Raw genomic sequence first — 24758 nt, forward strand, 5'->3', positions numbered from 1 at the left:
ATCCGTCTGCCGTTTCCCTCCCGGCATACTGGCTGAAGCGTGATTTGGCAAAGGGAGAGACCATGGTGCGCGGCAGCTCCAGCCCTATCTAAGGTGAGGAGACCTCATCGAAAGGACCATCGCGCCATGAAACCCCACGTCATTTGCTTGATGATCACCTCGCCGGACGGCAGCCTGCACCCAAGCCGCTGGACGAAGAGCCCAGATGGTGAGCGGTCCGACTGGACGGCGCTTTACGAAAAGATTCACACGGAACATGCCGGCAATGCCTGGATGGTCGGGCGGGTGACGATGGCGGAGATGTCGAAGGCAAAGGCCCACCCGCCGACGGAACCCGTGGACGTCGCGCGCCCACACCACTTCGCCCGGCCGGGCGCTTCAACCTTCGCCATCGCACTCGACCCCAGTGGCAAGCTGCATTTCTCAGGCGACGAGCTTTTCGGCGATCATATCGTCGTGCTGCTCGGTCCCGATGTGCCCGACAGCCATCTGGCGGAACTGGCCGGCGACGGCGTTTCCTATGTCGTTTCGGACAAGAAGGCGCTCGACCTTCACGCCATGCTGACACTGCTCGGGCAGGAACTCGGCATCACCCGCATCCTGCTGGAAGGTGGGGCGAGCGTGAACGGGTCGATGCTGGCGGCGGGGCTCGTCGATGAGATCAGCCTCGTCATCGCACCGGCGCTGGAAGGCCGCGCCGACAGCGACCGGGTCATTGCATTCGGAGAAGAGGGTCTCGCGGGCAAGGTCGAGCTGTCTCTGAAATCCTGCGACGTCCTCGCACACGGCGCCATCCACGTCCGTTACGACGTGCGTATGCCGAGCTGAGGCGATAGGAGCGGGGATGGAGCCGATGGCCGTCAAGCCGCTGGAGAGCGAGCCGGATTCTCGTCCTGAACCGGACGATGAGGCCGCGCTCGGCGGCGTGGTCTCGTTTCCCTATGACCGGATGACGGTCGACCAGTTCCGGCATCGCTTTCCCCGTGCCCGCTGGCGCGACGACATCAAGGCGTGGTGGGTGCCGGGAAAGACGGCATCTCGCCGGATCGGGCGGTGGCTGGCGGAACAGGAGGCCGAAGCGGATGCGCATGCCGATGCCCGCGGACGCGACGCCTTCGCCTTCGATCCGATCGTCAGCCCCTATCTCGAGATCGGGCGGGCCGGCTTCCAGATCCGCACGCCCTACTCGAAAACGGTGGTCGAGGAGCTGCGGGAGATCCGGTTCGCACGTTGGGATGGGGATTTGCGCCTCTGGCATGTCCCCTTTCGCTCGTTCGAAGATCTGCGCAGCCACTGGCCCGCCATCGAGGCGGCAGCGCGCCGCAACGAGCCGGCCGAGCGGGCGCGGCGCGCGGAAGAGCGAAAGGGCACCGAAGACGACGTGAAATCCAAGGCCCGCTCCACCGAGCGCCGGAAGCATCGTTATCCCTTGCTGCCTGACGATCTACCGCCGCCCGACGTGCCCGTGGCGATCTCCTACGGCATCGTGGTCTTCACCGAGATCACCGGCGAACTGGTCGATCCTGCTGCCGTCTCGGATTTTTACCCGGGTGCGACGGAAAACCATGTCTGGGGCCTCTGGCGGGCGCCGTCCCTCGATGAGCTGCTTTCGACATGGCCGGCAAAAGCGATCCCGGACCCGCCGGGCGACTGGTGGATGCCGACGATCGAGGAACTGAGGCCGGCGCGACGCGCCGCCCGGGTTCGCGAGGGTAGCGACACGGTGCGCAGGCGATGAATGCGGACGAAGCAAAGGTGGCGTTCGAACAGGCTCTCGCGCGGCTGCCGAGCGGCTACATCGAAGGTGTGTTCGAAGGCCGGCCGTGGGGCGCGACCATTCGCCGATCCATCGATCATCGCCGCGTCTGGCTGTTTGCACGGGACCTCAGGGGCAATGACATCGTCAGCTTCAACCTCTACCGAACCACGTCCGGCAGCCCCGTTCTGAAGCCTTGTGAAATGTCATCGGACAAGGTCACAGCCTTTGTCATCGGTTTCAAACCCGCTGCCGAATGAGCTTCCGCCCGGGAACAAACATTGCAAGCAAGGGGTTACGGTTGGACAACAATCAAGGAGGACCATTCAATGGATCATACCAACCACGTTCGCCTTTCGCCCACCGAGCTGACCCCGGCTGTCTTGGAAGGCGCGACGATTTACGGCGCGGATGACCACAAGGTCGGCAAGCTCGACCATATTCATGGCACGGGCGCCAGCGGCAAAGCGATCATCGACGTCGGTGGTTTCCTCGGAATTGGAGCGAAACCGGTTGCCGTTTCCTTGAGCGATCTCCAGTTCATGCGCGACGAAGACGGTGACGTACACGCCGTGACGACCTGGACTAAGGATCAGCTCAAGGACATGCCTGAGCACCGCGATTGATCACGTCTGAATTTCGATTTTGAAAGCCCGGCCCCCGTGCCGGGCTTTTGGATGTCTAGGATACCCGAAAGGGCTTACACGTCGAGAACATCGACGAAAGCGTCGGGAAAGTTCTTCCGTGCGAGGGGCTCGTTGAGCTTCAGTAGCGCCTGATAGGATGCCGGATCGAAATCGCGTTCGGCCGGCAGGAGCTCGCGTCCGAACAGGCGGGACAGGCGTTCGCCATCCAGATTTCCGCGCTCGAAAGGCTCGGTGCCGAAATAGTGCCAGAGCGAATGCACGAAAGCGGTATCGGCAAGTCCGACCGACTTGTCGAGTGTCGGATGCCGGCGCCATTGCCCGAGAACGGTCACTTTCGAATTCGCTCTGCGAAGCGTGAACTGCCACTGCGTTCCCGACAATCCGGCCGGAAAGCCGCGGTGTTTGGTCATTTCCGGAACTTTTGCCATGCGTCCATCTCTTCCGGCACGGAGGCCGGTCTCCTGTCACGTTTCGAAACATACGTTCGGCGATCGCCCCGGACATCCGGGGGCCTCATCGAAGGCATCTCGCCGGTCCATAGCACAGGGAAGCCCGTGGGAAAACGCGTTCTTAACAGTCCGCTTGTTAGGCCGGTATGGCCGTATCATAGGTAGTTTCAAGCAAAGATGGGCGTATTCCGGACCACGATGTCATCGACGGTCTTTGACATAAGTGAGCCCTCTGCGGTTTATGGAAAGGATCGCAACAGGGAATTTTGCAGGCCGGCTTGCAAGGAATAGATTGGTGGAACGTGCCGTTCACGTCCGCTTTTAAATCGAGGAAGACATCAGGTGCTGGATTCCGACAAGGACGGACGTGATGAAAACGAGGAGGCCGTGCCCTCTCCTGTTCCCACGCCTCGCATGCTGTCCTGGGCCCGCAACTCGGCGGCCTATCGGCTGGGCAAGCGGATGCATACCGAGAAGCAATTGGCCGACGCCATCGCCCGCAAGGCGCGCGAGAAATTCGAGGGGATCAGCGACGAGCAGGTGGCGGCCCTCTCAGCCTTCGCGGTCGCCTTCGGTTATGACAACAAGGCGCTCGACGACGTTGCCTATGCGGATGTTGCGACGCGCTCCGGCCAGCAGAGTGGACGCTCCCGACGGGCGATCTCGCAGCGGCTCGTCGTCAAGGGCATCGATCGCGAGACGGCAACGGCGGCTGTTGCCGACGTGGACGACCTCAAGGCTGCGATCATCCTTGCCCGCAAGCGAGCCTTCGGTCCATTCCGCAAGGAGGCACTGGACGATAAGCGCAAGATGAAGGAGCTTTCCGCTTTCGCCCGCGGCGGCTTCGGTTTCGAGATCGGCCGCAGGGTCTACGACATGACGCGCGACGAGGCGGAAGCGATTCTGAGCGGCGATACTCTGTGACGTCTCTGCATCCGACGTATGGCGACATGCTGCGTGGAGGTCGTGATGGAAAAACCATGCGCGGCGCTGAAACAATTGCTAGCCGGTCATTCGCCGGTGAAGTCCATGTCAGCGCCGCGCTTATGGTCTGAAAAGAGAATGCTCGGCGACGTTCTCTGTTCCATGAATCGGCGTCACCCTGATCTCGGCAGGGAGACGCTATCGAAGGACTGTGCCTCAGGTATCCGACATGGAGGGAAGATGGAGTTCCACCTCGCGGCGCTCCTTGTCGCTCATGGGCTCGACCTTTTCCTTCCAGAAGGCATCCGCCTCTGGCGCATCGTCTTCCCAAGCTCGCGTGCTGACGATGTTGTCGTCCACCTTCGCCTTGCGGCGGCCGCCGAGCGCCAGATATTCCTCGGCAATCTTCTTGGATGGTGTCGTGGTCTTGTCTTCCATGATGCGATCCTCTTGACGTTTGGCGCCTGTCGAGCCCCTTGTGCCGGTCTCTCGCGCAAACGACCAATGGAACACTGCGAAAGAAGCCGTTAACGGACGTGGCTGTGGTGATAACAGACGGCCTGTCGATTCGTTCCGGTATGATGGGCATCGCAGGATCGGGAAAGTCGATGCTTGTTCGCGAGCATGAGGAGAGACACGTGATCGTAAAAGAGATCAGCGGCGAGGTGGACGGTCGGTATGCCCGCATCGATGGCGAACTCGTTCCGCTCGTCTCCAACGTCTGGGTGAAGGGCACCACTTATGCCAACCCGTTCACGCCGCCTCTCCACGACGTGGGAAACCCCAAAGACCGGGAATTTTTGGTGGTCGTCCTGCAGAAGCATCGGGTTGTCCTCACCGATGACCGTGCGGACCGTGATGCGGATGGTTTGGTCGTCTCCGTGACGCGAGAACAACACCTCGGTCTCTACGCGATCGAGAATCCGGCTTACGCACCAGCCTCCGGGCTTTCCTTCACACTCGGGCCATTGATCGCGCATCTGACGGTGTCGGCATGAGCCGGCGTCCTTGTCTTCCCGCGGTTTCGATCCATATCCGCCCGCGTTGACGACGGAACGCGTTGTGCAGCGATCGTCTGCAATGATACAGCGCGTTGCGCGACAGCTCCGTCGCCATCTGCTTCCGTACCGTCGCCGCTCCTACCTCGCCGAGATTCCGATGACAGATATCCATCAGCCCAGAACATCGAGCCTCAAGCTCGGTCTTGATCCTGTCGTCGCCTTCAGCCTTGCCGGAGCGTTGGTCTTCTTTCTGATCAGCGGCGCCGTCGCCTATCTCAACCTGCATACGTTGCGCGACAATAACGACAAGATCGTCCATACCCACGAGGTCATCGTGGCGCTCGGCAAGCTTCTGTCGAGCGCGCAGGATGCGGAAACCGGGCAGCGTGGCTTCCTGCTGACGGACAATGCCCGTTATCTCGATCCTTACAATGTCGCCGTCCTCGCCGTTCCCCGGCATCTCAACGATATTGCCCGGCTGGTGCAGAACAATCCTGCACAAGGGCGCCGTATCGAGGCGATCCGTCTCAGCGTCAATGCCAAGTTCGCCGAGTTGAGGGAAACGATCGAGCTGCGCCGGAGCCAAGGCCTGCCGGCAGCGCTTGTCGTCGTCAACTCGGATCGCGGCAAGGCGGCGATGGACGCCATCCGATCGCAGCTTTCCGAGATGGGACAGGAAGAGACGCGCCAGCGGCAGCAATGGCTGAGCGAGATGGACGACGCCTATGGCACCGCCCTCGTCAGCAGCATCTTTTCCGGCATTCTTGGGCTTCTCCTGACGGTTACCATTGGCGTCCTCATCCGCCGCGCCACTCTTGCGCGCCGCCGGGAGGACTGGCTGCAGGCGGGGCAGGTGGGCCTCAGCACCGCCGTCATGGGCGACCAGCGCACGGAGCAGCTGGGCGACAGCATTCTCACCTTCCTGGCGGACTATGCCGGAGCCGTCGCCGGCGCGATCTTCGTCGGCGACAGGGGCATCTTCCAGCGGTCCTCGACCTATGGCGTTCCCGATGGCGCGGACATTCCGCGTCAGTTCAAGCTGCGGGAAGGCCTGCTCGGGCAGGCGGCAGCCGGCGAGAAGGCCGTGCTGGTCGCAGATGTTCCCGATGGCTACCTGTCCTTCGGTTCCGCGCTTGGGCGAGACAAGCCGCGGCACCTCGTCATTTCTCCTGCCATCATCGATGGCGAGGTCAACGCGGTGATCGAGCTCGGCTTCCTCCGTCCGATCGACGAAAGCGTTCTCGCTCTGCTGGAGCAGGCGGCCGCCTCGATCGCGACGGCCGTCCGGTCGGCAAACTACCGCACCGATCTTCAGAACCTTCTCGCCGAAACCCAGCGCCAGTCCGAGGAACTGCAAGTCCAGAGCGAAGAGCTGCGGGTTTCCAACGAAGAGCTGGAGGAGCAGGGCCGGGCGCTGAAGGAATCCCAGGCGCGGCTCGAGCAGCAGCAGGTGGAACTCGAACAGACCAATTCGCAGCTGGAAGAGCAAACGCGCCAACTGGAAACGCAGCGCGACGATCTGGAGCGCGTCAACGGGGCGGTGCAGCTGAAGGCGCGCGAGCTGGAACAGGCCAGCCGCTACAAATCCGACTTCCTCGCCAATATGTCGCACGAGTTGCGCACGCCGCTGAACTCGTTGTTGATCCTTGCCAAGCTGCTTGCCGACAATTCCGAGGACAACCTGACCGGCGAACAGGTGAAGTACGCCCAGACGATCGAATCCTCGGGCAACGACCTTCTTACCTTGATCAACGATATCCTCGACCTCTCGAAGATCGAGGCGGGGCACATCGATATTCGCCCGGAGGCGGTCTCCGTCGAGCGGCTTGCCAACAATCTGCGGCAGGTGTTCGATCCCGTGGCGAAAAACAAGCAGCTCGATTTCGCGGTTGAGATTGCGCCGGAATGCCCGCCGATGATCGAGACCGATTTGCAGCGGCTCGAACAGGTTTTGAAGAATCTCCTGTCCAACGCGTTCAAATTCACCTCCGCCGGCAAGGTGTCCGTCTCCATCCGTCGTGCCGGGGCACGGTATGGCAGCGGGGAGGGACAGATCGCGCTCGCCGTCACCGACAGTGGTATCGGCATCGCCGAGGACCAGCAGCGCAACATCTTCGAGGCCTTCCATCAGGCCGATGGCACGATCAGCCGTCGTTATGGCGGAACCGGCCTCGGCCTGTCGATCTCCCGCGAGCTCGTTCGCCTCCTGGGCGGGGCGATTCATCTGGAGAGCCAGCCGGGTCAGGGCAGCACGTTTACGATCACCATTCCGGAAGCCTACGACGCGACACGGGTCGCCGCCCGCCAGCCGCGAGAAAGCGCTTCGGCGGCACCCGCATCTGCTGCACCTGCGCGAGCCCCAGTCGGCGCTCCCGCGATCGAGCAGCGCGAGACAGCCGCCGTTTCCAGGGCGCGCCTCGTGGACGACGACCGCGCCGCGCCGTCCGACAACAAGCGCGTGCTCCTGATCATCGAGGACGACGTGACCTTCGCCGCGATTCTTCGGGACCTGTCGCGCGAGATGGGCTTCCGCACGCTGGTTGCCGGTACGGCGCAGGAGGCTCTGGAGCTTGCCCGCCAATTCATGCCGAGCGCCATCGTGCTCGATGTCGGCCTTCCCGACCAATCCGGGCTCTCGGTTCTCGACCGGCTGAAGCGCGACGTGCAGACGCGTCATATTCCCATCCACATGGTTTCGGGCGACGACCATACGGAAACGGCGCTCTCGCTCGGCGCCGTCGGCTACATGCTGAAGCCGGTGAAGCGCGAACAGCTGGTCGAGGTGCTGCAGAAGCTCGAGGCGAAACTTTCGCAGCGGGTGCACCGCGTTCTGATCGTCGAGGACAACGACGTCCAGCGCGAGGCGGTGGCCCGCCTCCTTACCTCCCACGACGTGGAGACGGTGACCGCGGGAACGGCGGCCGAATGCCTGAAGCTCCTGCAGGAACAGACCTTCGACTGCATCGTCCTTGATCTCTCGCTGCCCGATGCCTCCGGCTATTCGCTGCTGGAGACGCTGAGCCAGGATAGCGACCGCGCCTTCCCGCCGGTCATCGTCTATACCGGCCGCGTGCTGTCGGCCGACGACGAGTTGCAACTGCGCCGCTATTCCAAGTCGATCATCATCAAGGGTGCGAAATCGCCTGAGCGGCTGCTCGACGAGGTCAGCCTGTTTCTGCACCAGGTCGTGTCCGACCTGCCTGCCGAGCAGCAGAAGATGATCCGCAAGGCCCGCAGCCGCGACGCGCTTCTGGAAGGCCGCCGCATCCTCGTCGTCGAGGACGATGTGCGCAACGTCTATGCGCTGACCAACATTCTCGAGCCGCGCGGCGCCGTGATCGAGATCGCGCGCAACGGACAGGAAGCGCTGGATGCGCTCGCGAAATCGACAGTCCAGCCGGGAGCCGGCATTGATCTCGTGCTGATGGACGTGATGATGCCGGTCATGGACGGCCTGACGGCGACGCGGGAGATCCGGAAGAACACCCAGTGGAAGAAACTGCCGATCATCACCCTCACGGCCAAGGCCATGCCCGACGACCAGCAGCGCTGCATCGAGGCCGGGGCGAACGACTACATGGCGAAGCCTCTCGACGTTGAGAAGCTGCTATCGCTCGTTCGCGTCTGGATGCCGCGATGAGTGATCTTTCCGCGTTGGAAAAGGTCGAGGACATCGAGATCCGCCTTCTGCTGGAAGCTCTTTATTCCCGATACCATTATGATTTTCGCGGCTACGCCATGGCGTCCGTCAAGCGACGCCTGCGCCAGGCGCTGGAGCAGCTCCATATTTCCACCATTTCGGGGCTTCAGGAACGGCTTTTGCACGACCGGGACATGCTGCCGCAACTGCTGGGCTACCTCACCGTTCAGGTCAGCGAGATGTTTCGCGATCCCGACTATTTCCGCGCGATCCGCGAACAGGTCATCCCGCATCTGCGAACCTACCCTTCGCTGAAAGTCTGGGTGGCCGGCTGCAGCCATGGCGAGGAACTCTATTCCCTCGTCATCCTCTTTCGCGAAGAGGGGCTCGAAGACCGCACGTTGTTTTACGCGACCGATATCAGCCAGGAAGCGCTGCAGATCGCGGAGGCCGGCGTCTACCCGCTCGACCGCATGCAGCTTTTCACCGAAAACCATCGCAAGTCGGGCGGCAAGTCGTCGCTCTCGGATTACTATCAGGCGGCCTATGGCCGCGTATCCTTCGACCGGACGCTGCGGCGGAACGTGGTGTTCTCCGATCACAGCCTCGTCACGGATGCCGTCTTTGGCGAGATGAACCTGGTTTCCTGCCGCAACGTGCTGATCTATTTTGATCGCACCCTGCAGGATCGCGCGCTCGGCCTCTTCAAGGACTCGCTGCCGCGAAAAGGGTTCCTCGGCCTCGGTGCGAAGGAAAGCATCCGTTTTTCCGATCATGCCGGCGCGTTCCGCGACTTCGTGCGGGAGGAGAAGATCTACCAGAGGATCGGCGAATGAGCGACCTCCGCCCGCAGGCCGTCGTCATCGGTGCCTCTGCCGGTGCTTTGGAGGCCCTGACGATCATCCTGCCGGCTTTGCTCGCCGATTTCCCCGTGCCCATCATGCTCGTCGTCCACATCCCCGGCGACAAGCGCAGCGTGCTGGCCGAGCTGTTTCAGGCGAAGTGCCGGATACGGGTGATGGAAGTCGAGGACAAGGAGCCACTCGTCGGCGGCACGGCCTATTTCGCGCCGCCCAACTATCATCTGCTCGTTGAAGGCAATAGAACGCTTTCACTCTCCAGCGATGAACCCGTGATGTTCTCCCGACCCTCCATCGATGTCCTCTTCGAAAGTGCTGCCGATGCGTTCGGGGCAGCGCTGGTCGGCATCGTGCTCACCGGCGCCAATCACGACGGCGCTCGGGGCCTGCGTGCCATTTCGGATGCCGGCGGCCATGCCGTCGTTCAGGATCCGGCGACGGCTTTTGCCGCCGCAATGCCCGAAGGTGCAATCGCACGGTGTCCCGATGCCCGGGTGTTGCCGCTTGACGCGATCGCGGCGTACCTTCAGAAGGTCGTATGCGCATGACCCCCGTTACCTTTCTGCTGGTGGATGACCTGGAGGAAAACCTCCTCTCGCTGGAAGCCCTGCTGCGCCGCGACGGCCTGACGCTTCTCAAGGCGCGCTCCGGCGACCAGGCGTTGGAACTCTTGCTGCAGCATGACGTGGCACTGGCGCTGATCGACGTGCAGATGCCCGGCCTCGACGGCTTTGAGCTTGCCGAGCTGATGCGCGGCAACGAACGCACCCGCCGCGTGCCCATCATCTTCGTCACGGCCGGCAGCACGGATGGCCAGCGCCGTTTCCGCGGCTACGAGGCGGGTGCGGTCGACTTCATCCAGAAGCCGATCGAAACCGACATTCTCCGCAGCAAGGCCGACGTCTTCTTCGAACTCTACCGCCAGCGCCAGCAGATCGCCGAGCAGCGCGATGAACTGGAGGCGCAGGCGCAGGCCCTGCGCGAAGCGGATCGCCGTAAGGACGAGTTTCTGGCAACCTTGGCGCACGAGTTGCGCAATCCGCTGGCACCGCTGCGCCACGGGCTCGATGTGCTGCGCCGGAACCCGACGGGGGAGGCCGCCGAGGGCATTCGCGAGATGATGGACCGGCAGATGGTGCATCTGGTGCGGCTGATCGATGATCTGCTCGACGTTTCCCGCGTCAGCCAGGGCAAGATCGGACTGCGCAAGGAGCGCATCGCAGTCGAGACGATTATCCGGTCCGCCATTGAGGCGAGCCGTCCGCTGATCGACGCCTCCGGACACCGGCTGACCGTGGATCTGCCCGGCGAACCCCTCTGGCTGGATGCCGACCCGACCCGCATGGCGCAGGTCGTCGCCAACCTTCTCAACAACGCCGCGAAATATACGCCGGCCGGGGGGCAGATCGGGATCGCGGTCCGCGCGCTCGGCGGCAGCGCCGTTATCGACGTGTCCGACAACGGCATCGGCATCCCCGAAACGCTGCACTCCGACGTGTTCCAGCTGTTCGCGCAGGTCGATGGTCATCTGGAGCGCGCACAGGGCGGTCTGGGTATCGGGCTTGCCCTCGTCCGCCAGCTCGTCGTTCTCCATGGCGGCACCGTCGAGGTGACGAGTGCGGGCACCGGGAAGGGCAGCCTTTTCACCGTTCGCCTTCCGCTTGGGCAAGTGCCTGCCGACGTCTCCGCACCAGCCATTGCCGTCGAGCCGACGACGGACGAGCCCCAGCACGGGGCCACACAGACGCTGCGTTCTTTGAAGGTGCTGATCGTGGATGACAATGTCATCGTGGCAGATGCGCTCGGATGGATGCTGGAGGAGATCGGGCACCAGTGTGAGGCGATCCATGACGGGCGCGAAGCGCTCGACGTCGCCACGCGCTTCCAGCCGGATGTCATCCTCCTCGATATCGGCCTGCCGGGCATGGACGGCTACGAGGTCTGCCGCGCCTTCCGCAACCAGGACCGGTTCAAGGCGACGACCATCATCGCCCAGACGGGGTGGGGGCAGGACAAGGACAAGGCGAAGGCGCTCGAGGCAGGCTTCACCCATCACTTGACGAAGCCGGTCCTGATCGACGACCTGGAGCACCTGCTCAAAACGGTCCCCGTCGCCTGACGAAAACTCTTTCGCAAGTTTTTCATTGAGAAAACGTTTTCTCATTTGACGAAGCGCTTGAGAAAAGCTTTTCTCTGCTCCAACAGCAGCGGGGAGGTTGCAGGACACCATGCGCGGAAAGGGAGGACGGCAGACGATCCGGGATCTTGCGGCCATGGCAGGGGTCAGCATTTCCACGGCGTCGAAGGCGCTGAACGACACGGGCCGCATGGGCGAGGAGACGCGCCAGCGGGTCAAGCGCGTCGCACGCGAGATCGGCTTTCGGCCGAATGCGCTGGCGCAGGGACTGTTGTCGAAGCGCAGTTTCACCATCGGCCTCCTGACGAACGACACCTATGGTCGCTTCACCCTGCCGGTCATGGCGGGTGTTTCCGAAGCCTTGGTCGATCGCGGCGTTTCCGTCTTTCTCTGCGCCATCGAAGACGATCCAGCGCTCGGTCAGGTGCATGTGGATGCCATGCTCGACAAGCAGGTGGACGGCATCATCGCCACGGGAAAGCGCGTCGATCGTCGCTTGCCGATCGACCTGTCGGATGTCCCGGTGCCCGTGGTCTACGCCTTTACCGAGGGTGGACCGGACAGCGTGTCCTTCCGCTCGGACGATGCGCATGGCGCGACGCTCGCGGTGGAATGGCTAAAGGCGAGCGGGCGGCAACGGATCGTGCATGTGACCGGCCCGGAGGACTTCTTTTCGGTCCGCGAGCGAAGCGGCGCCTTTCGCGCGGTGACCGGGAATGGGGCAACCGTTCTCTTCGGCGAATGGTCGGAAACCTGGGGGCGGGATGCCGTCGACAGGATCTGGTCGTCGCCCGGCGAGAAGCCGGATGCGCTCTTCTGCGGTAACGACCAGATCGCCCGGGGCGCAGTGGACGCTCTTCGAGAACGCGGCATTCGTGTGCCCGAGGATGTTGCGATCGTCGGTTTCGACAATTGGGAGATTGTCGCAGCCCAGATGCGTCCGCCACTGACATCGGTGGACATGGACCTGAAGGAACTCGGGCGTCAGGCAGGCCTGACCATCCTCGCGCTGGCGGAAGGCCAGCCCGTGGAACCGGGCGTGAGAACGTTGCCGTGCCGGTTGGTGGTTCGGCAATCATGTGGGGTCGGGAGCCCCAAGACTGAGAAACGGCGCTGAGGAGCGCCACAAGGGAGGAATGACCATGATGAAAAAGCTTCTCGCTGCGACGAGCCTGCTCGCGCTGTCTCTGAGCCCAGGCCTCGCCTCGGCCGAAACCATCAATATGTGGGTGCGCACCGGCGTCGGCGACGCCTTCAAGAATGTCGTCGCCGCCTACAATGCCGGCCATGACGATAAGGTCGAGCTGACCGAAGTCCCCTTCTCGGAACTCGTGCAGAAATACGCGACCTCGATTGCAGGCGGTCAGGCGCCGGACGCGCTGTCGATGGACCTGATCTACACCCCGGCCTTTGCCGCCGCGGGCCAGCTCGAAGACCTGACCGACTGGGCGAAAAGCCTGCCCTATTTCAATGCCCTTTCACCGTCGCATGTTCGTCTCGGCACCTATGAGGACAAGATCTACGGTCTGCCGCTGTCCGTCGAGACCTCCGTCTTCACCTGGAACAAGGACCTCTACCGCAAGGCCGGCCTCGACCCCGAAAAGGCGCCCGCCAACTGGGACGAGATCACTGCGAACGCCGAGAAGATCCGCGCGCTCGGCGACGACACCTACGGCTTCTACTTCTCGGGCGGCGGCTGTGGCGGCTGCATGATCTTCACCTTCACGCCGCTCGTCTGGGGCGCGGGTGCCGATATCCTCTCGTCCGACGGCAAGACTGCGACGCTCGACACGCCGGAGATGCGCAAGGCGGTTGATATCTACCGCAACATGGTCAAGAAGGATCTCGTGCCATCGGGCGCGGCCAGCGACAACGGCACGAATTTTCTGTCTTTTACCAATGGCAAGATCGGCCAGCAGAGCCTTGGCGCCTTCGCCATCGGCACCCTCGTCACCGAGCATCCGACGATCGATTTCGGCGTCACGCTGATCCCCGGCGTTAACGGGCAACCGTCGTCCTTTGCCGGCGGCGACAATGTCGTGGTGACCAAGGGCACGACCAAGCTCGAGCCGGTCAAGACCTTCATCCAGTTCATCTATTCGGAAGAAGGACAGAAGATCATGGCCAAGTATGGCAGCCTGCCGACCCGTGGCGATATCGCCGATGAGGTGCTGAAGGGTCTCGATCCGCGCATGGACGTGGGTATGAAGGCGATTGCGGTCGCAAAGACGCCCTATACCCTGCAGTTCAACGACCTGCTCAATAGCGCGAACGGTCCCTGGGCGACCTTCATCAACGCCTCGATCTTCGGCGACGACGTCGATGGTGCGTTCTCCTCGGCTCAATCCGAGATGCAGTCGATCATCGACAGCGGCCTGTAATCCTCCCCTTGGTCGCCCGCGGGCGGAGGGGGAACGCATCCCCTCCGCCCGGTTCCTTCAGCGACCGCGCCCGATGTCGTTCGGGTCGTCGGCCGGACCGTGAAGTGTGAGATCTGCCCCATGACCGTTGTTCCCAACCTGTCGCGCGCCGCGGGACGCCCGAAGCCGAGATCGTCGGCATGGCGTGGCATTTTGTACATCGCACCCGCCATGGCGCTCGTCATCCTGTTCTTCGTCATTCCGGTGATGATGACCGCCTGGATGAGCCTGCATGCCTGGCCGCTGATGGGCGCTCAGCGCTGGATCGGCATCAACAACTACATCCGCATGATCAATGACACGCGTTTTCTGTCGGCCCTGCGGTTCACGGCGCTTTACACGGTCGTCGCCACCATCGCGATCTTCGCCGTGGCCTTTCCGCTGGCGCTCTTCGTGGAAAAGCACCGGCGTTTCGTGGGCGCCTATCGCACCGTCATCTTCCTGCCCGTCGTCGTGGGGCTGGCGACCGCATCGCTCCTGTGGGTGTGGCTTGCCAATGTGGACAGTGGCTTCATCGGGCCTCTCCTCCGGGCACTCGGCATCGTCGAGCGCAGCCCCAACCTGCTGGCCAGCTTCGACAGCGCGTTTCTGACCATCATCATCATGGTCGTCTGGAAGATCGCGGGCTTTACCATGATCATCCTGCTCACCGGCCTGCAGGCCATTCCGGCCGACATCGTCGAGGCGGCACGCATCGACGGGGCGAAGCGCTGGCAACGGTTTCGCTACCTGACGCTTCCTTTGATGCGCCGCACGATCGCTCTGGCCCTCATCATCTCCGTCACCGGTTCGATCCTCGCCTTCGACCAGTTCTATATCATGACGGCCGGCGGCCCCCAGAACCGGATGATCTCGGTCGTCTACTACATCTTCAACCAGTCCTTCGTGTCCTTCAACCTCGGCTACGGCGCTTCGCTCTCGATCGTGCTGCTCGCCATCCTCGTTGCCATCAGCATCGTGCAGCTCTGGCTGCTGAAGGTCGGAGACGACAAGGCATGACCATGACGCAGACAGCGCTCCCCCCGACCATGACAGCAGCCGGACACCCGATAGAGGTAAGACCGAACCCGGCAAACGAGGCCGCAAAGCTCGCCCGTGCGCGCCGCAAGCGCAATTGTGCGGTCGCCTACCACACGGCCGGCGTCGCCATCGTCCTCTTCTTCCTCGCACCCTTCGCCATCGCCTTCCTCGCCTCATTTCGAAGCGGCGCGGAAGGCATGACCCCGCCGCTGCCGCCGTGGCCGACGACGGGTTTCAGCCTCGACTCCTATCGCTCGCTCGATACGTTCGGTGCAGGTGTCTGGCAGCACACGTTGAACTCGCTCATCGTCTCGCTCGCCACCGTCGTGCTCACCGTCGCCATCAGCCTGCTCGCGGGCTACGGCTTCTCGCGCTATCGGTTTCCGCTGAAGAACACGCTGTTCGTGCTGATCATCGCGACGCTGATGATCCCGTTCCAGTCGATCCTGACGCCGCTGTTCATCATCCTCGCGAAGCTCGGGCTCAACAATTCGCTCTTCGGGCTGGTGCTGGTCTATGTCACACTGCAGCTGCCCTTCTCCGTGTTCATGATGCGCAATGCCTTCGATGCCGTGCCGAAGGAGATCGAAGAGGCCGCGCGGATCGACGGGGCGCGCGATCTGAAGTTGCTGGTGCGCGTGCTCCTGCCGCTCGTCCTTCCGGGCGCCGCCACCGTTGCGATCTTCGCCTTCCTCAATGCCTGGAACGAGTTTCTCGCGGCGCTCGTGCTTCTCTCCAGCAATGACAACTACACCATGCCCGTCCTCATGATGGCGGTGCGGGCCGGCCGGCTCGGCGCGATCAACTGGGGCGCGGTCCAGGCCGGGGTGGTTGTCATGACGATTCCCTGCCTCATCATCTTTCTTCTCCTCCAACGCTACTACATGCGCGGCCTCATGGCCGGCGCCGTCAAGTGATGCCTCCTCATTCTGAAAGTGAAAGCCATGGATAGCAACGTGCATACCGAGAACCAGACCCGCCCCCACTCCCGCAAAGACCGTAAATTCCGGCCGCTGCCGGTCCCGAGCGTCACGCTTGGCGGTCTCTTCGGTGAGCGGCAGGATGCCATCTGCGCAACGACGGCGAAGACGCTGCTCGACCGCTGTGTGGAAGCCGGCATGCTCACCGCCATCGACGTCAGCCTCCCGAGCCCCGGCGTCGTGCTGCCGATCCAGCCCTGGGACGGGTCGACCCAGATGTTCTGGGACAGCGATCTGGGCAAGTCGATCGAGACGGCCGCCTATTCGCTCTTCCGTTCGCCCAACCCCGAGCTGGAGGCCCGCGTCGACCAGATCGCCGATCTCTATGAGACGCTGCAGGATGAGGATGGCTATCTGAACGCCTGGTTCCAGCGCGTGCAGCCCGGTCGCCGGTGGACGAACCTGCGGGATTTTCACGAACTCTACTGCGCCGGCCACCTGATCGAAGGGGCTGTCGCCTACTACCAGGCGACGGGTAAGCGCAAGCTTCTCGACGTCATGGCGCGCTTCGCGGACTATATGATCACCGTCTTCGGCCATGGCGAAGGCCAGATCCCAGGCTATGACGGACACGAGGAAATCGAGCTGGCGCTGGTCAAGCTTGCCCGCGTGACCGGCGAGCAGAAATATCTCGACCTGTCGAAATACTTCATCGACGAACGCGGCACCGAGCCGCACTTCTTCATCGAAGAAGCGAAACGCGACGGTCGCGAGGCGAAGAAATTTGTCTTCCACAGCTTCGAGTACAACCAGTCGCACCAGCCGGTGCGCGAGCAGACCCGGGTCGTTGGTCACGCCGTGCGCGCCATGTACCTCTATTCCGGCATGGCCGACATCGCGACGGAATATAGCGATGACAGCCTGACAGGCGCGCTCGAAACGCTCTGGAGCGATCTGGTTACCCGGCAGATGTACGTCACCGGCGGCATTGGCCCGTCTGCGGCGAACGAGGGCTTTACCGACCCTTACGACATGCCGAATGAGAGCGCCTATAACGAGACCTGCGCCTCGGTCGGCATCGTTTTTTGGGCCGCGCGCATGCTCGGTCGCGGCCCCGATCGCCGTTATGCCGATATCATGGAGCAGGCGCTCTACAACGGCGCGATGGTGGGTCTCTCGCTCGACGGAACACGCTTCTTCTACGACAACCCGCTGGAAAGCGCCGGCAAGCACCATCGCTGGACCTGGCATCCATGCCCGTGCTGCCCGCCGAACATCGCTCGGCTGCTCGCCTCCATCGGCTCCTATATGTATGCCGTCTCGGACGACGAGATCGCGGTTCATCTCTATGGAGAAGGCAAGGCGCGGTTCGAGATGGGAGGTGAAGAGGTCTCGCTGTCCCAAGAAACGCGCTATCCCTGGAATGGAGCCATTCGTTTCGACGTCGGTCTTGCCAAGCCTGCCCGCTTCACGCTTTCGCTGCGCATTCCCGCATGGTGCAAGGGGGCGATGCTCTCGGTCAACGGCGCGCCCGTCGATCTCGACCAGGTGATGGTCGATGGTTATGCGCGGATCGAGCGGGAATGGTCCGACAAGGACGAGATCGCGCTCGACCTGCCGCTTGCGCCGCGGCTTCTGCGGGCCAATCCGTTGATCCGCCAGGATGCCGGCCGCGTCGCGCTCGTGCGCGGTCCGCTGGTCTATTGCACGGAAGAGACGGATAACGGCACCGGCCTGCAGAGGCTGGCGATCACCGGCGAGCCGGCATCCGCGACCGAACGTCCGATCCCGGGCCTCAACGATGCGATCGCGCTCGAGATCTCGGCCGAGCGGGATGAGGCCGACTGGGGCGAAACGCTCTATCGCGAGGCGGCGCCTGAGGCGACGAAGGTCACCGCACGGTTCGTCCCCTATCATCTCTGGGACAACCGGGAGCCGGGCGAAATGCTCGTGTGGATGCGCGACGGCAAGGGAGGGGTGAAATGAGCCTGGCTCAAGATGCCCGCGTACCCGTCTGGCCCGGCGGAGCGACAGCCGGGCCTGACGGCGAAGATGGCGCTGCGACCGGGGGCGTTCGCCTGTCGGGGGTGCGAAAGTCCTTCGGCAGTCTCGACATCATCCACGGGATCGACCTGTCCATCCCGGAGGGTGCCTTCACCGTCTTCGTCGGCCCATCAGGCTGCGGCAAATCCACATTGCTGCGGATGATTGCGGGGCTCGAGGAGGTTTCGGACGGGTTGATCGCCATCAAGGGACGCGACGTGACCGATCTCGATCCGTCGGATCGCGGCATTGCGATGGTCTTCCAGTCCTATGCGCTCTATCCCCATATGAGCGTTCGCGACAACCTCGCCTTCGGCCTGAAGATGGCGAACACCCCGAAGGCGGAGATCGACCGCCGTGTCGCGGCGGCATCCGCCATCCTCAAGACCGACCGCCTTCTCGACCGGCGCCCGGGGCAGCTTTCCGGCGGCCAGCGCCAGCGCGTTGCCATCGGCCGCGCCATCGTGCGCAAGCCGGACGTCTTCCTGTTCGATGAGCCGCTGTCGAACCTCGACGCGGAGCTTCGCGTCTCCATGCGCATCGAGATCGCCCGGCTCCACCGAGAACTCGGCAACACGATGATCTACGTGACGCACGACCAGACGGAAGCGATGACGCTGGCGGACATGATCGTGGTCTTGCGGGAAGGGCGGATCGAGCAGGTCGGGAGCCCGCGCGAGATCTACGAGAACCCGGCCAACAGCTTCGTCGCCGGCTTCATCGGCTCGCCGCGGATGAACCTGTTGAAAGCGAAGCGCGTGGGGCCGGAAAGCCTCGAGCTGGCCGATGCGATGCTCGCAGCGCCTTTTCCGACGGCATCGGGGGATCACGAGGAGGACGTCACCTTCGGCATCCGGCCCGAGCATCTGACGGTCGGTCATGAGATCGTCGATGGTCGTTCGCTCACGGCAACCATCGACTTTTCGGAATATCTCGGCGGGACGCAGTATCTCTACTGCCAGCTTGCCGATCGCCAGACGGTAACCGTTGAGTACCGCTCACCCGATACGGTCAAGCCCGGCGACCGCATCGTGCTGTCATGGTCTCCGGACGCGATCCGGCTGTTCAATGCGGCAGGCCTTCGCTTACGGCAGGACATCTGACGGCGCGTGTGAGCGGCCCAGTCATCGCCGCGGCGGCTGGAAGCGTTCCAGTCGCTTGGCGACTTGGGTTTCCAACAGCGAGAAATTGTCTGCGATGGCCTTCGCATCTTCGCTCGCCGTCATCGCCAGATGCACGATGCCGTCCAGCTTCTGAATGAGGCGACCTGCCAGGTGGCGCTCCTTGTAGCTGAAGATATCGCCACCGCGAACGAGCAGGCATAGGCTGTAGATGTGCCTGATAGAGTGTCGTTCCGACGCCAAACTGAGCCACTGCGCTCTCGTAATATGCATTTTTCCTCCGGACCAAGTGGAGGAAGACGAAGACGGATCGAAAAGAGTTTCACGACGTCGGCAGTTTTTCGTTTTGTCACAAGCTGCAGTTTTGGCCACAAATTCGGCCGCACAAGCGGCCGAACGAGAAGCGTGCCGGGGCCGCTTATTACGGCTTACGGATGGTGCCGTAGATAATGTTGCGGTTCGCGCCGAAGAAGACGTTCTTCTCCGCCGGCTGTCCTTCAAGGCTCGCCTCGATGATCGACCACATCTCCGACTGCGACCGCAGGAGAAGCGTCCAGTTCATCATCGTCTCCATGTAGCCGTCATCGGGAACTTCCGTGGAGAAGTTGGCGAACAGGAACATTCCGCCGGGCTTCAGCATCGAAAGGCACGTCTGCGTCAGCTTCACGGCGACCTTGTCGGCCAGGTAGTCGTAGAGGCCTGCCGCATAGATCAGGTCGAACTGCCGAAGACTGTAGGCATTCTTCAGAAGGCCGCGCACCGAGCCGTCCATCGCGTCGATCGGTGTTCCGTTGAAGTCGCGCATGGTGCGGCCGACGCTTAGAGGGTCCTGGTCGAGCGCCACCCATCGCTTGATCCCGCCCTCACGTAGAGCGCGGGATGTCTCGGCCTCGCGGAGATGCCCTGCCGCAACCGCGAGCACTTCCGTTTCCGGTCCCACTTTGGCAGCGGTTTCATCGACGGTGCGGGTCAGAAGATCGCGACGTTCCCGCACGGCCACGGCGGAAGGGGCGTTGCGCGTGTATTCGTAGAGTGTACGCCCGAGCGGCGAGGCGCGCTCGACGTCGGCTGCGATATCCGGGTGGCCGTAGATGAAGTCGATCAGGCTCGCATCTCCGGAATAGCCGCGCGGCTTTTCGAACGACCAGCGGGTGAACGGGTCGTTGTGGAAGTAGGCGGCCACGGGATGATCCTGGACCATGGGAATGAGGTCCGGCCAGACCGCCCGGTATTTTTCGCGGCTCTCGTGAAGGGAGCGGATCAGGCGATCGATGATCTGATCGGGGCTACGGTCTGCCTGAATTTGCTGCGAGGCGACCTGCAATATCAGCGTCAATTCGTCTCTGGCGATCCGAAGTTGCCGTTCGTCGGCAGGGGCTCCGCTGGGGAAAACCTCTCTGTTGACAGCGGTCGGGGTGATCAGGCTTTGCCCGTCAAAAGCGGCGAGTGGGTTCTTCACGCTACGTCCTTTGGTTACCATTGGGTTAACAAGACGCGTAAGAGATGACTCAAATTGTCTGGAAATGCATGGACGTTTCGATTTGTTGGTTAATGGCACACATGCCCCGCTACGGCACAGGCGTTCAGGCCTGTGGAAAGGAAGTGTTAAGCCGTTTTCGCTAATGTTTGCCGCGGCATTTGTAAGCGTGATAAAACATTGAAACGGTTTGTCGGGATCTTCTATTCGAGGGCCTGGTCGCCGAGTACCGGTGCATAACTTCGGCACAGCAATGAAAGCGGTGGAGAGTGCATGATGCACAAGTCGACCGACACCATCGAGTTCGGCGCGTCGAGAGATCCGCTGCAGCAACCGAAGGTAACCCTTCGCGAGCTTTACAAGCGTCATGGCGAGAATGCGCACAAGCAGTCGACGCGCCGTGGGCTTTGGGCTGCCGTGTTCGTCTATCTCGTCTTCTCGATCAGCGACATTCTCCTGATCGGCGACGTCGCGCCGTATGTCGTCGGCGCGCGTTTCACGATTTCCATCATCATGTTGATCGCGCTGGAATTGCAGATGCGGCGGTCGTCCACGGCCGACGCCGTCGATAGCACGGCGGCGATTGCGCTGATCTTCGCCTATTCCGGCTGGCTCATACCGAGCATGATGAGCGAACACTCGGTCGTCATGTCCTATTACATGGTGTTCGGCGCTATCTTCATGATGAGCGTGAACCTGTTTTTCAATTTCCCGTTCCGGATCTCCGTCGTCGCCTCAGGCATCATCGTGCTGATCTTTCTGGCCGGCCTCGTCTGGTTTCCGAATGTCGGATACAGCTACAAGTTCACGTTCGGTCTCTTCTGCCTCTCCTGCTTCATCTTTACGTCCTATGTGAACTGGAAGCTGAACCTCGAGCGCTACAACGTGTTCCTCAACGCTCTGGAAGCGAAAGCCCAGCATCGACAGGCGGCCGAGCGTGGCGAGGCCTTGTTGCGGTTGTCCCATACCGATCCCCTCACGGGCCTTGCCAACCGGCGCGCGATCGACAATCGTCTGCGTGATTTCTGGCGAGACTGGCAGCAGGCCGGGCGCACCTTTGCCGTGATTCTGGTCGATGTCGATTTCTTCAAACGATACAACGACTATTACGGTCATCTCGAAGGCGACAAGTGTCTGGTACTGGTCGCCCAGGCCTTGCGTGCGTTTGCCGAGGAGCACAAGGCCTCTGTCGGCCGGTTCGGTGGTGAGGAGTTCATCCTGCTTGCGCACGTGGCATCCGAGCAGCAGACCGCCGAACTCTGCGAAGCCATTCGCCAAACGGTCGAGGATCTCGGTCTCCTGCACGAGCAGCGACGGGATGGAACGTCGAAGGTTACGGTCAGTGTCGGTGCGGCCTTTACCGCGGACCGAAACCTTTCCAAGGTCGAGAAGGTGATCCACCAGGCGGATCGCGCGCTCTACAGCGCCAAGGCTTCCGGCCGCAACTGCGTCAAGCTGTTCCATATTAACGATCCGAACAATCGCGACGACGGCGAAAACATTGCCGCCTTGCTGAAGATCGCCGTACCGCAAGGCCTCGTGTCCATGGTCTACCAGCCACTGCAGGACGTGGCGACGGGCAAGACATATGCCTATGAAGCCCTGATGCGGCTGAAGATGTCGGATGGCGCCTTCATCTCCCCCTCGCTGTTCATCCCGGCGGCCGAGCGGTCCGGTGCGATCGTCAATCTCGGGCAGTGGGCTCTGCGTCGCGTCTGCGAGGAGCTGCTGGTGACCAATCTCGCGCCCGTTGCCAGCGTCAACGTCTCACCGCTGCAGCTGAAGACGCCCGGTTTCGTCGCCTTCGTGGCACGGACGCTGGACGAGTTCTGCCTCACCGGCGATCGCCTCGCCTTCGAGATCACCGAGGGGCAGGACATGGAGATCCATTCGAGCCTGCTACGCTGCATCAGCGACCTGCGCGCCCTCGGCATCAAGATCTGGCTGGATGATTTCGGCACGGGCTTTGCCGGCCTCTCCTGGCTTCGCCTTATCGATTTCGATTGCATCAAGATCGACAAATCCTTTCTGCACGATTGCGACACCCAGCGCGGCTGCGCCATGCTCGACGATATCCTGCGGCTGGCGCGCAATCGGGGGGCAACGATCCTTGTCGAAGGCGTCGAGACGGAAGAGCATTTCGCGCTCATGCACCGCCTGAAGATCGACCTGATGCAGGGCTACTATGTCGGCCGCCCCGCACCCGCCACGAGCCTTCGGCCGATCAGGCAACTCCCCAAGCTGGTCGTGGTCTCAAGGTAGACTACGCTAGCCAGGCTACATCACGACTGTCGCACGGAAGCTCACGCCGGCGATATTATGGAAGCAACCGTTCATCGGCAGTGGGAAGTTCGACAATGACTTCAAGCCCGGGTGATGCATTCCTGAGCAAAATCGAGCCATGCGCGGCTTCCACGATGTTCTGCGCGATGGAAAAGCCAAGGCCTGCGCCAGCGCTGGTCGTGTCCAGCCTTTCTCCACGGCGCAGGACATAGGAAAGTTTGTCTTCCGGGATGCCTGGGCCGTCGTCTCGGATCGAGAGGCGGATCCGGTCGCCCATGCGCTCGGCTTGAAGCGTCACACTTTCCTCCGCATATCGCGCCGCGTTTTCGAGGATATTCCCCAGCAATTCGGCAAGGTCTCCTGCGTCCAGACGGACACAGTCGGTTGCCGACAAGCCGTTGTGCCAGTCGATGGCGTCGCCTTGCGGCGTGCGGCTGAGAACGCTGATGACGCGGTCGGCGACGTCGGCGAGACTGGCGCGTGCCGTGACGTCGCGACCTGCCATTCTCGCCCGCACCATTTCCTGGTCCACCAACCTGCGCATGCCGAGGATTACGCTTTCGATGTCGTCGGCGGCTTTCGCCATGCCGGCCTCGCGCAGATGCAGCACATCGCCGGTGAGCGCCTGCAGAGGCGTCTTGAAGCCATGTGCGAGATCGGCCGCACGCTCACGCGCCTTTTCCAGTTGCTCTTCCCGCGAGGCAAGCAGACCATCGACTTCGACTGTCAGTGGCAGCACCTCATCGGGAAAGCCACTGCCGAGGCGCTTTGCTTCGCCGGTGCGAATGGCGGCGATGCGGTTCCGCAACACCTTCAGCGGCCTCAGGCCGACGACGATCTGCGCGAAACTGGCAAGGCACAGAAGAACGGCAAGGATCACGAGCAGCGGCGCGAGGTCACGGCGAAAGTCGGCCGTGGCGCGCTCGATCTCCTGCCTGTCGATTGCGACCGCGGCGAGGACCGTCTGCGCGCCGAGGTTTGGACCGGTCACGATCCGGCGCGCAAGCATCAGAAGTCGGGTATCGGCCGGGCCCTGGACGAGCGACTGCTTCGGCTCTCCCGGAACCAATGCCGGAAGAGCCAGCGTCTGGTCCCAGAGCGACCGGGACTGGCGCCGGGTGTCGTCATATTCGATCGACCAGTAGAGACCTGAAAGAGGCCGCTGGAATCGCGGGTCCGCTGGCGGGCGCGTCACGTCGAGACGACCGGCGGGATCACGATCGAGTCCGGCGATAACCTGATCAAGGTGGAGCTTGAGTTCCTCCACGATCCGGCGCTCGACATGCCGCTCGAACAGCAGCGACAGGCCGAGAAAGGCTACGATGAGCGCGAGTGCTACGGAGGCCGCACCCGCAAGCGCAAGGCGCAGGCGCAGCGAATGCCGGGTCATTCCGCATCTCCGCCCATCATATAGCCAAAGCCGCGTCTGGTCGTGATCGCTTCGCTGCCGAGCTTCTTGCGCAGGCGCGCGACGACGGCTTCCAGCGCGTTGGCATCGCGTGAGAAATCATCGCCATAGACATGATCCTGAAGCTCCATGATCGGAACCGTCCGGCCCTTGTGATGCGCGAGGTAGCTGACAAGACGGTATTCCAGCGGTGTGAGCCGGGCGGGCTTGTTGGAGACGAGGACACGCATCGTGCGGGTGTCGATCGTCAGCTCGCCGATGTCGAGCGTCGCTGCGCCATGACCGACCGAGCGGCGGATCAGCGCCCGCACGCGCGCGAGCAGTTCCTCGAACTGGAAGGGCTTGGGCAGGTAGTCGTCGGCCCCGGCATCGATACCCTCGACACGCTCCGCCCAGCTTCCCCGCGCCGTCAGAACCAGAACAGGCATGTGACGTCCGTTAGCGCGCCAGCGCTTCAACACGCTTATTCCATCAAGCTTCGGCAATCCGAGGTCGAGGACCACCATGCCGTAATCCTCGGTATCGCCCTTGAACCACGCATCGTCGCCATCATGGGCGAGATCGACGACGAAGCCGGCGCCCGTGAGCACGCCGACCAGATCTTCGCAGATCCGCCTGTCATCTTCCACGACAAGCAACCGCATCAGCCTGT

At 62.5% G+C, this 24758-nt stretch carries 23 protein-coding genes; 17 read left to right on the top strand and 6 right to left on the bottom strand.

Features of this window, described 5'->3' with window-relative positions:
* Positions 1–126: 126 nt before the first annotated feature.
* The 4 genes from C8J33_RS18400 to C8J33_RS18415 all read left to right on the top strand — a co-directional run bounded on the left by C8J33_RS18400 (position 127) and on the right by C8J33_RS18415 (position 2382).
* Complete coding sequence (locus C8J33_RS18400) at positions 127–828, top strand: RibD family protein (RefSeq protein ID WP_110801581.1); 702 nt, start codon at positions 127–129, stop codon at positions 826–828.
* A gap of 16 nt (positions 829–844) precedes the next feature.
* Complete coding sequence (locus C8J33_RS18405; RefSeq protein ID WP_422038588.1) at positions 845–1738, top strand: hypothetical protein; 894 nt, start codon at positions 845–847, stop codon at positions 1736–1738.
* Positions 1739–1755: 17 nt separating this feature from the next.
* A complete protein-coding gene (locus tag C8J33_RS18410) occupies positions 1756–2016 on the top strand; it encodes a hypothetical protein (RefSeq protein WP_245507211.1) in 261 nt (86 codons plus the stop codon).
* A gap of 69 nt (positions 2017–2085) precedes the next feature.
* Positions 2086–2382: a PRC-barrel domain-containing protein gene (locus tag C8J33_RS18415; RefSeq protein ID WP_110801583.1), complete on the top strand. Its 297-nt coding sequence runs from the start codon at positions 2086–2088 to the stop codon at positions 2380–2382.
* A 74-nt stretch (positions 2383–2456) separates the two neighbouring features.
* On the opposite strand, the gene C8J33_RS18420 is transcribed toward C8J33_RS18415, so the two are convergent.
* Positions 2457–2831, bottom strand: coding sequence for a hypothetical protein (locus C8J33_RS18420; protein WP_092936553.1), 375 nt, complete (start codon positions 2829–2831; stop codon positions 2457–2459).
* 363 nt (positions 2832–3194) lie between these two features.
* Between C8J33_RS18420 and recX the strand changes: the two genes are divergently transcribed.
* On the top strand, positions 3195–3776 hold the full coding sequence (gene recX, locus C8J33_RS18425) for a recombination regulator RecX (RefSeq protein WP_280953139.1): 582 nt from the start codon (positions 3195–3197) through the stop codon (positions 3774–3776).
* Positions 3777–3992: 216 nt separating this feature from the next.
* Here the strand turns inward: recX and C8J33_RS18430 are convergent, their stop codons facing one another.
* On the bottom strand, positions 3993–4214 hold the full coding sequence (locus C8J33_RS18430) for a hypothetical protein (protein ID WP_132448079.1): 222 nt from the start codon (positions 4212–4214) through the stop codon (positions 3993–3995).
* Between the two features lie 200 nt (positions 4215–4414).
* Here C8J33_RS18430 and C8J33_RS18435 point away from each other — a divergent pair, with 200 nt between their 5' ends.
* From C8J33_RS18435 to C8J33_RS18485, 11 genes are all read left to right on the top strand, one after another.
* Positions 4415–4774 carry a hypothetical protein gene (locus C8J33_RS18435; RefSeq protein WP_132665011.1) on the top strand — a complete coding sequence of 120 codons (360 nt, stop codon included), beginning with the start codon at positions 4415–4417 and terminating at the stop codon, positions 4772–4774.
* 160 nt (positions 4775–4934) lie between these two features.
* Complete coding sequence (locus C8J33_RS18440) at positions 4935–8417, top strand: response regulator (protein WP_110801733.1); 3483 nt, start codon at positions 4935–4937, stop codon at positions 8415–8417.
* Positions 8414–9253 (top strand): CheR family methyltransferase, encoded by an 840-nt coding sequence (locus tag C8J33_RS18445; protein WP_110801586.1) that lies wholly within the window; start codon positions 8414–8416, stop codon positions 9251–9253. The genes C8J33_RS18440 and C8J33_RS18445 overlap by 4 nt, the downstream gene beginning before the upstream one ends.
* On the top strand, positions 9250–9825 hold the full coding sequence (locus tag C8J33_RS18450; RefSeq protein WP_110801587.1) for a chemotaxis protein CheB: 576 nt from the start codon (positions 9250–9252) through the stop codon (positions 9823–9825). The genes C8J33_RS18445 and C8J33_RS18450 overlap by 4 nt, the downstream gene beginning before the upstream one ends.
* Positions 9822–11396 carry a response regulator gene (locus C8J33_RS18455; RefSeq protein ID WP_110801732.1) on the top strand — a complete coding sequence of 525 codons (1575 nt, stop codon included), beginning with the start codon at positions 9822–9824 and terminating at the stop codon, positions 11394–11396. The genes C8J33_RS18450 and C8J33_RS18455 overlap by 4 nt, the downstream gene beginning before the upstream one ends.
* Before the next feature lie 109 nt (positions 11397–11505).
* Positions 11506–12531, top strand: a complete 1026-nt coding sequence (locus C8J33_RS18460) for a LacI family DNA-binding transcriptional regulator (protein WP_110801734.1) — start codon at positions 11506–11508, stop codon at positions 12529–12531.
* A gap of 25 nt (positions 12532–12556) precedes the next feature.
* On the top strand, positions 12557–13795 hold the full coding sequence (locus tag C8J33_RS18465; protein ID WP_132665012.1) for an ABC transporter substrate-binding protein: 1239 nt from the start codon (positions 12557–12559) through the stop codon (positions 13793–13795).
* 120 nt (positions 13796–13915) lie between these two features.
* Positions 13916–14833, top strand: a complete 918-nt coding sequence (locus C8J33_RS18470; protein WP_110801588.1) for a carbohydrate ABC transporter permease — start codon at positions 13916–13918, stop codon at positions 14831–14833.
* 29 nt (positions 14834–14862) lie between these two features.
* Entirely contained in the window at positions 14863–15771 is a 909-nt protein-coding gene (locus C8J33_RS18475; protein WP_110801736.1) for a carbohydrate ABC transporter permease, read from the top strand.
* A 27-nt stretch (positions 15772–15798) separates the two neighbouring features.
* Complete coding sequence (locus tag C8J33_RS18480) at positions 15799–17760, top strand: glycoside hydrolase family 127 protein (RefSeq protein ID WP_110801589.1); 1962 nt, start codon at positions 15799–15801, stop codon at positions 17758–17760.
* Positions 17757–18920 carry an ABC transporter ATP-binding protein gene (locus C8J33_RS18485; protein ID WP_110801590.1) on the top strand — a complete coding sequence of 388 codons (1164 nt, stop codon included), beginning with the start codon at positions 17757–17759 and terminating at the stop codon, positions 18918–18920. Before C8J33_RS18480 ends, C8J33_RS18485 begins: the two co-directional genes overlap by 4 nt.
* A gap of 21 nt (positions 18921–18941) precedes the next feature.
* Here the strand turns inward: C8J33_RS18485 and C8J33_RS18490 are convergent, their stop codons facing one another.
* Entirely contained in the window at positions 18942–19211 is a 270-nt protein-coding gene (locus C8J33_RS18490; protein ID WP_132665013.1) for a hypothetical protein, read from the bottom strand.
* A 148-nt stretch (positions 19212–19359) separates the two neighbouring features.
* The gene (locus C8J33_RS18495) at positions 19360–20418 is read right to left on the bottom strand and encodes a class I SAM-dependent methyltransferase (protein WP_110801592.1); all 1059 of its coding nucleotides are present in this window, start codon (positions 20416–20418) and stop codon (positions 19360–19362) included.
* Between the two features lie 270 nt (positions 20419–20688).
* On the opposite strand from C8J33_RS18495, the gene C8J33_RS18500 reads away from it, so the two are divergent.
* Entirely contained in the window at positions 20689–22677 is a 1989-nt protein-coding gene (locus C8J33_RS18500) for a putative bifunctional diguanylate cyclase/phosphodiesterase (protein WP_110801593.1), read from the top strand.
* A gap of 55 nt (positions 22678–22732) precedes the next feature.
* Here the strand turns inward: C8J33_RS18500 and C8J33_RS18505 are convergent, their stop codons facing one another.
* Positions 22733–24088: a sensor histidine kinase gene (locus C8J33_RS18505; RefSeq protein WP_110801594.1), complete on the bottom strand. Its 1356-nt coding sequence runs from the start codon at positions 24086–24088 to the stop codon at positions 22733–22735.
* The gene (locus tag C8J33_RS18510) at positions 24085–24750 is read right to left on the bottom strand and encodes a response regulator transcription factor (RefSeq protein WP_110807792.1); all 666 of its coding nucleotides are present in this window, start codon (positions 24748–24750) and stop codon (positions 24085–24087) included. The genes C8J33_RS18505 and C8J33_RS18510 overlap by 4 nt, the downstream gene beginning before the upstream one ends.
* Positions 24751–24758: the final 8 nt, after the last annotated feature.

The organism is Rhizobium sp. PP-CC-3G-465 (assembly GCF_004343445.1).
GTDB classification, from domain to species: Bacteria; Pseudomonadota; Alphaproteobacteria; order Rhizobiales; family Rhizobiaceae; genus Ferranicluibacter; species Ferranicluibacter rubi.

Bases quoted from the DNA above. Each gene is read 5' to 3' on its own strand.
- C8J33_RS18440 (WP_110801733.1), top strand. From the start codon at position 4,935: ATGACAGATATCCATCAGCCCAGAACATCGAGCCTCAAGCTCGGTCTT.
- C8J33_RS18415 (WP_110801583.1), top strand. From the start codon at position 2,086: ATGGATCATACCAACCACGTTCGCCTTTCGCCCACCGAGCTGACCCCG.
- C8J33_RS18485 (WP_110801590.1), top strand. From the start codon at position 17,757: ATGAGCCTGGCTCAAGATGCCCGCGTACCCGTCTGGCCCGGCGGAGCG.
- C8J33_RS18430 (WP_132448079.1), bottom strand. From the start codon at position 4,214: ATGGAAGACAAGACCACGACACCATCCAAGAAGATTGCCGAGGAATAT.
- C8J33_RS18505 (WP_110801594.1), bottom strand. From the start codon at position 24,088: ATGACCCGGCATTCGCTGCGCCTGCGCCTTGCGCTTGCGGGTGCGGCC.
- C8J33_RS18480 (WP_110801589.1), top strand. From the start codon at position 15,799: ATGGATAGCAACGTGCATACCGAGAACCAGACCCGCCCCCACTCCCGC.
- C8J33_RS18450 (WP_110801587.1), top strand. From the start codon at position 9,250: ATGAGCGACCTCCGCCCGCAGGCCGTCGTCATCGGTGCCTCTGCCGGT.
- C8J33_RS18445 (WP_110801586.1), top strand. From the start codon at position 8,414: ATGAGTGATCTTTCCGCGTTGGAAAAGGTCGAGGACATCGAGATCCGC.
- C8J33_RS18475 (WP_110801736.1), top strand. From the start codon at position 14,863: ATGACAGCAGCCGGACACCCGATAGAGGTAAGACCGAACCCGGCAAAC.
- C8J33_RS18420 (WP_092936553.1), bottom strand. From the start codon at position 2,831: ATGGCAAAAGTTCCGGAAATGACCAAACACCGCGGCTTTCCGGCCGGA.
- C8J33_RS18455 (WP_110801732.1), top strand. From the start codon at position 9,822: ATGACCCCCGTTACCTTTCTGCTGGTGGATGACCTGGAGGAAAACCTC.
- C8J33_RS18465 (WP_132665012.1), top strand. From the start codon at position 12,557: ATGATGAAAAAGCTTCTCGCTGCGACGAGCCTGCTCGCGCTGTCTCTG.
- C8J33_RS18510 (WP_110807792.1), bottom strand. From the start codon at position 24,750: ATGCGGTTGCTTGTCGTGGAAGATGACAGGCGGATCTGCGAAGATCTG.
- C8J33_RS18460 (WP_110801734.1), top strand. From the start codon at position 11,506: ATGCGCGGAAAGGGAGGACGGCAGACGATCCGGGATCTTGCGGCCATG.
- C8J33_RS18495 (WP_110801592.1), bottom strand. From the start codon at position 20,418: ATGGTAACCAAAGGACGTAGCGTGAAGAACCCACTCGCCGCTTTTGAC.
- C8J33_RS18490 (WP_132665013.1), bottom strand. From the start codon at position 19,211: ATGCATATTACGAGAGCGCAGTGGCTCAGTTTGGCGTCGGAACGACAC.
- C8J33_RS18405 (WP_422038588.1), top strand. From the start codon at position 845: ATGGAGCCGATGGCCGTCAAGCCGCTGGAGAGCGAGCCGGATTCTCGT.
- C8J33_RS18400 (WP_110801581.1), top strand. From the start codon at position 127: ATGAAACCCCACGTCATTTGCTTGATGATCACCTCGCCGGACGGCAGC.
- C8J33_RS18470 (WP_110801588.1), top strand. From the start codon at position 13,916: ATGACCGTTGTTCCCAACCTGTCGCGCGCCGCGGGACGCCCGAAGCCG.
- C8J33_RS18500 (WP_110801593.1), top strand. From the start codon at position 20,689: ATGATGCACAAGTCGACCGACACCATCGAGTTCGGCGCGTCGAGAGAT.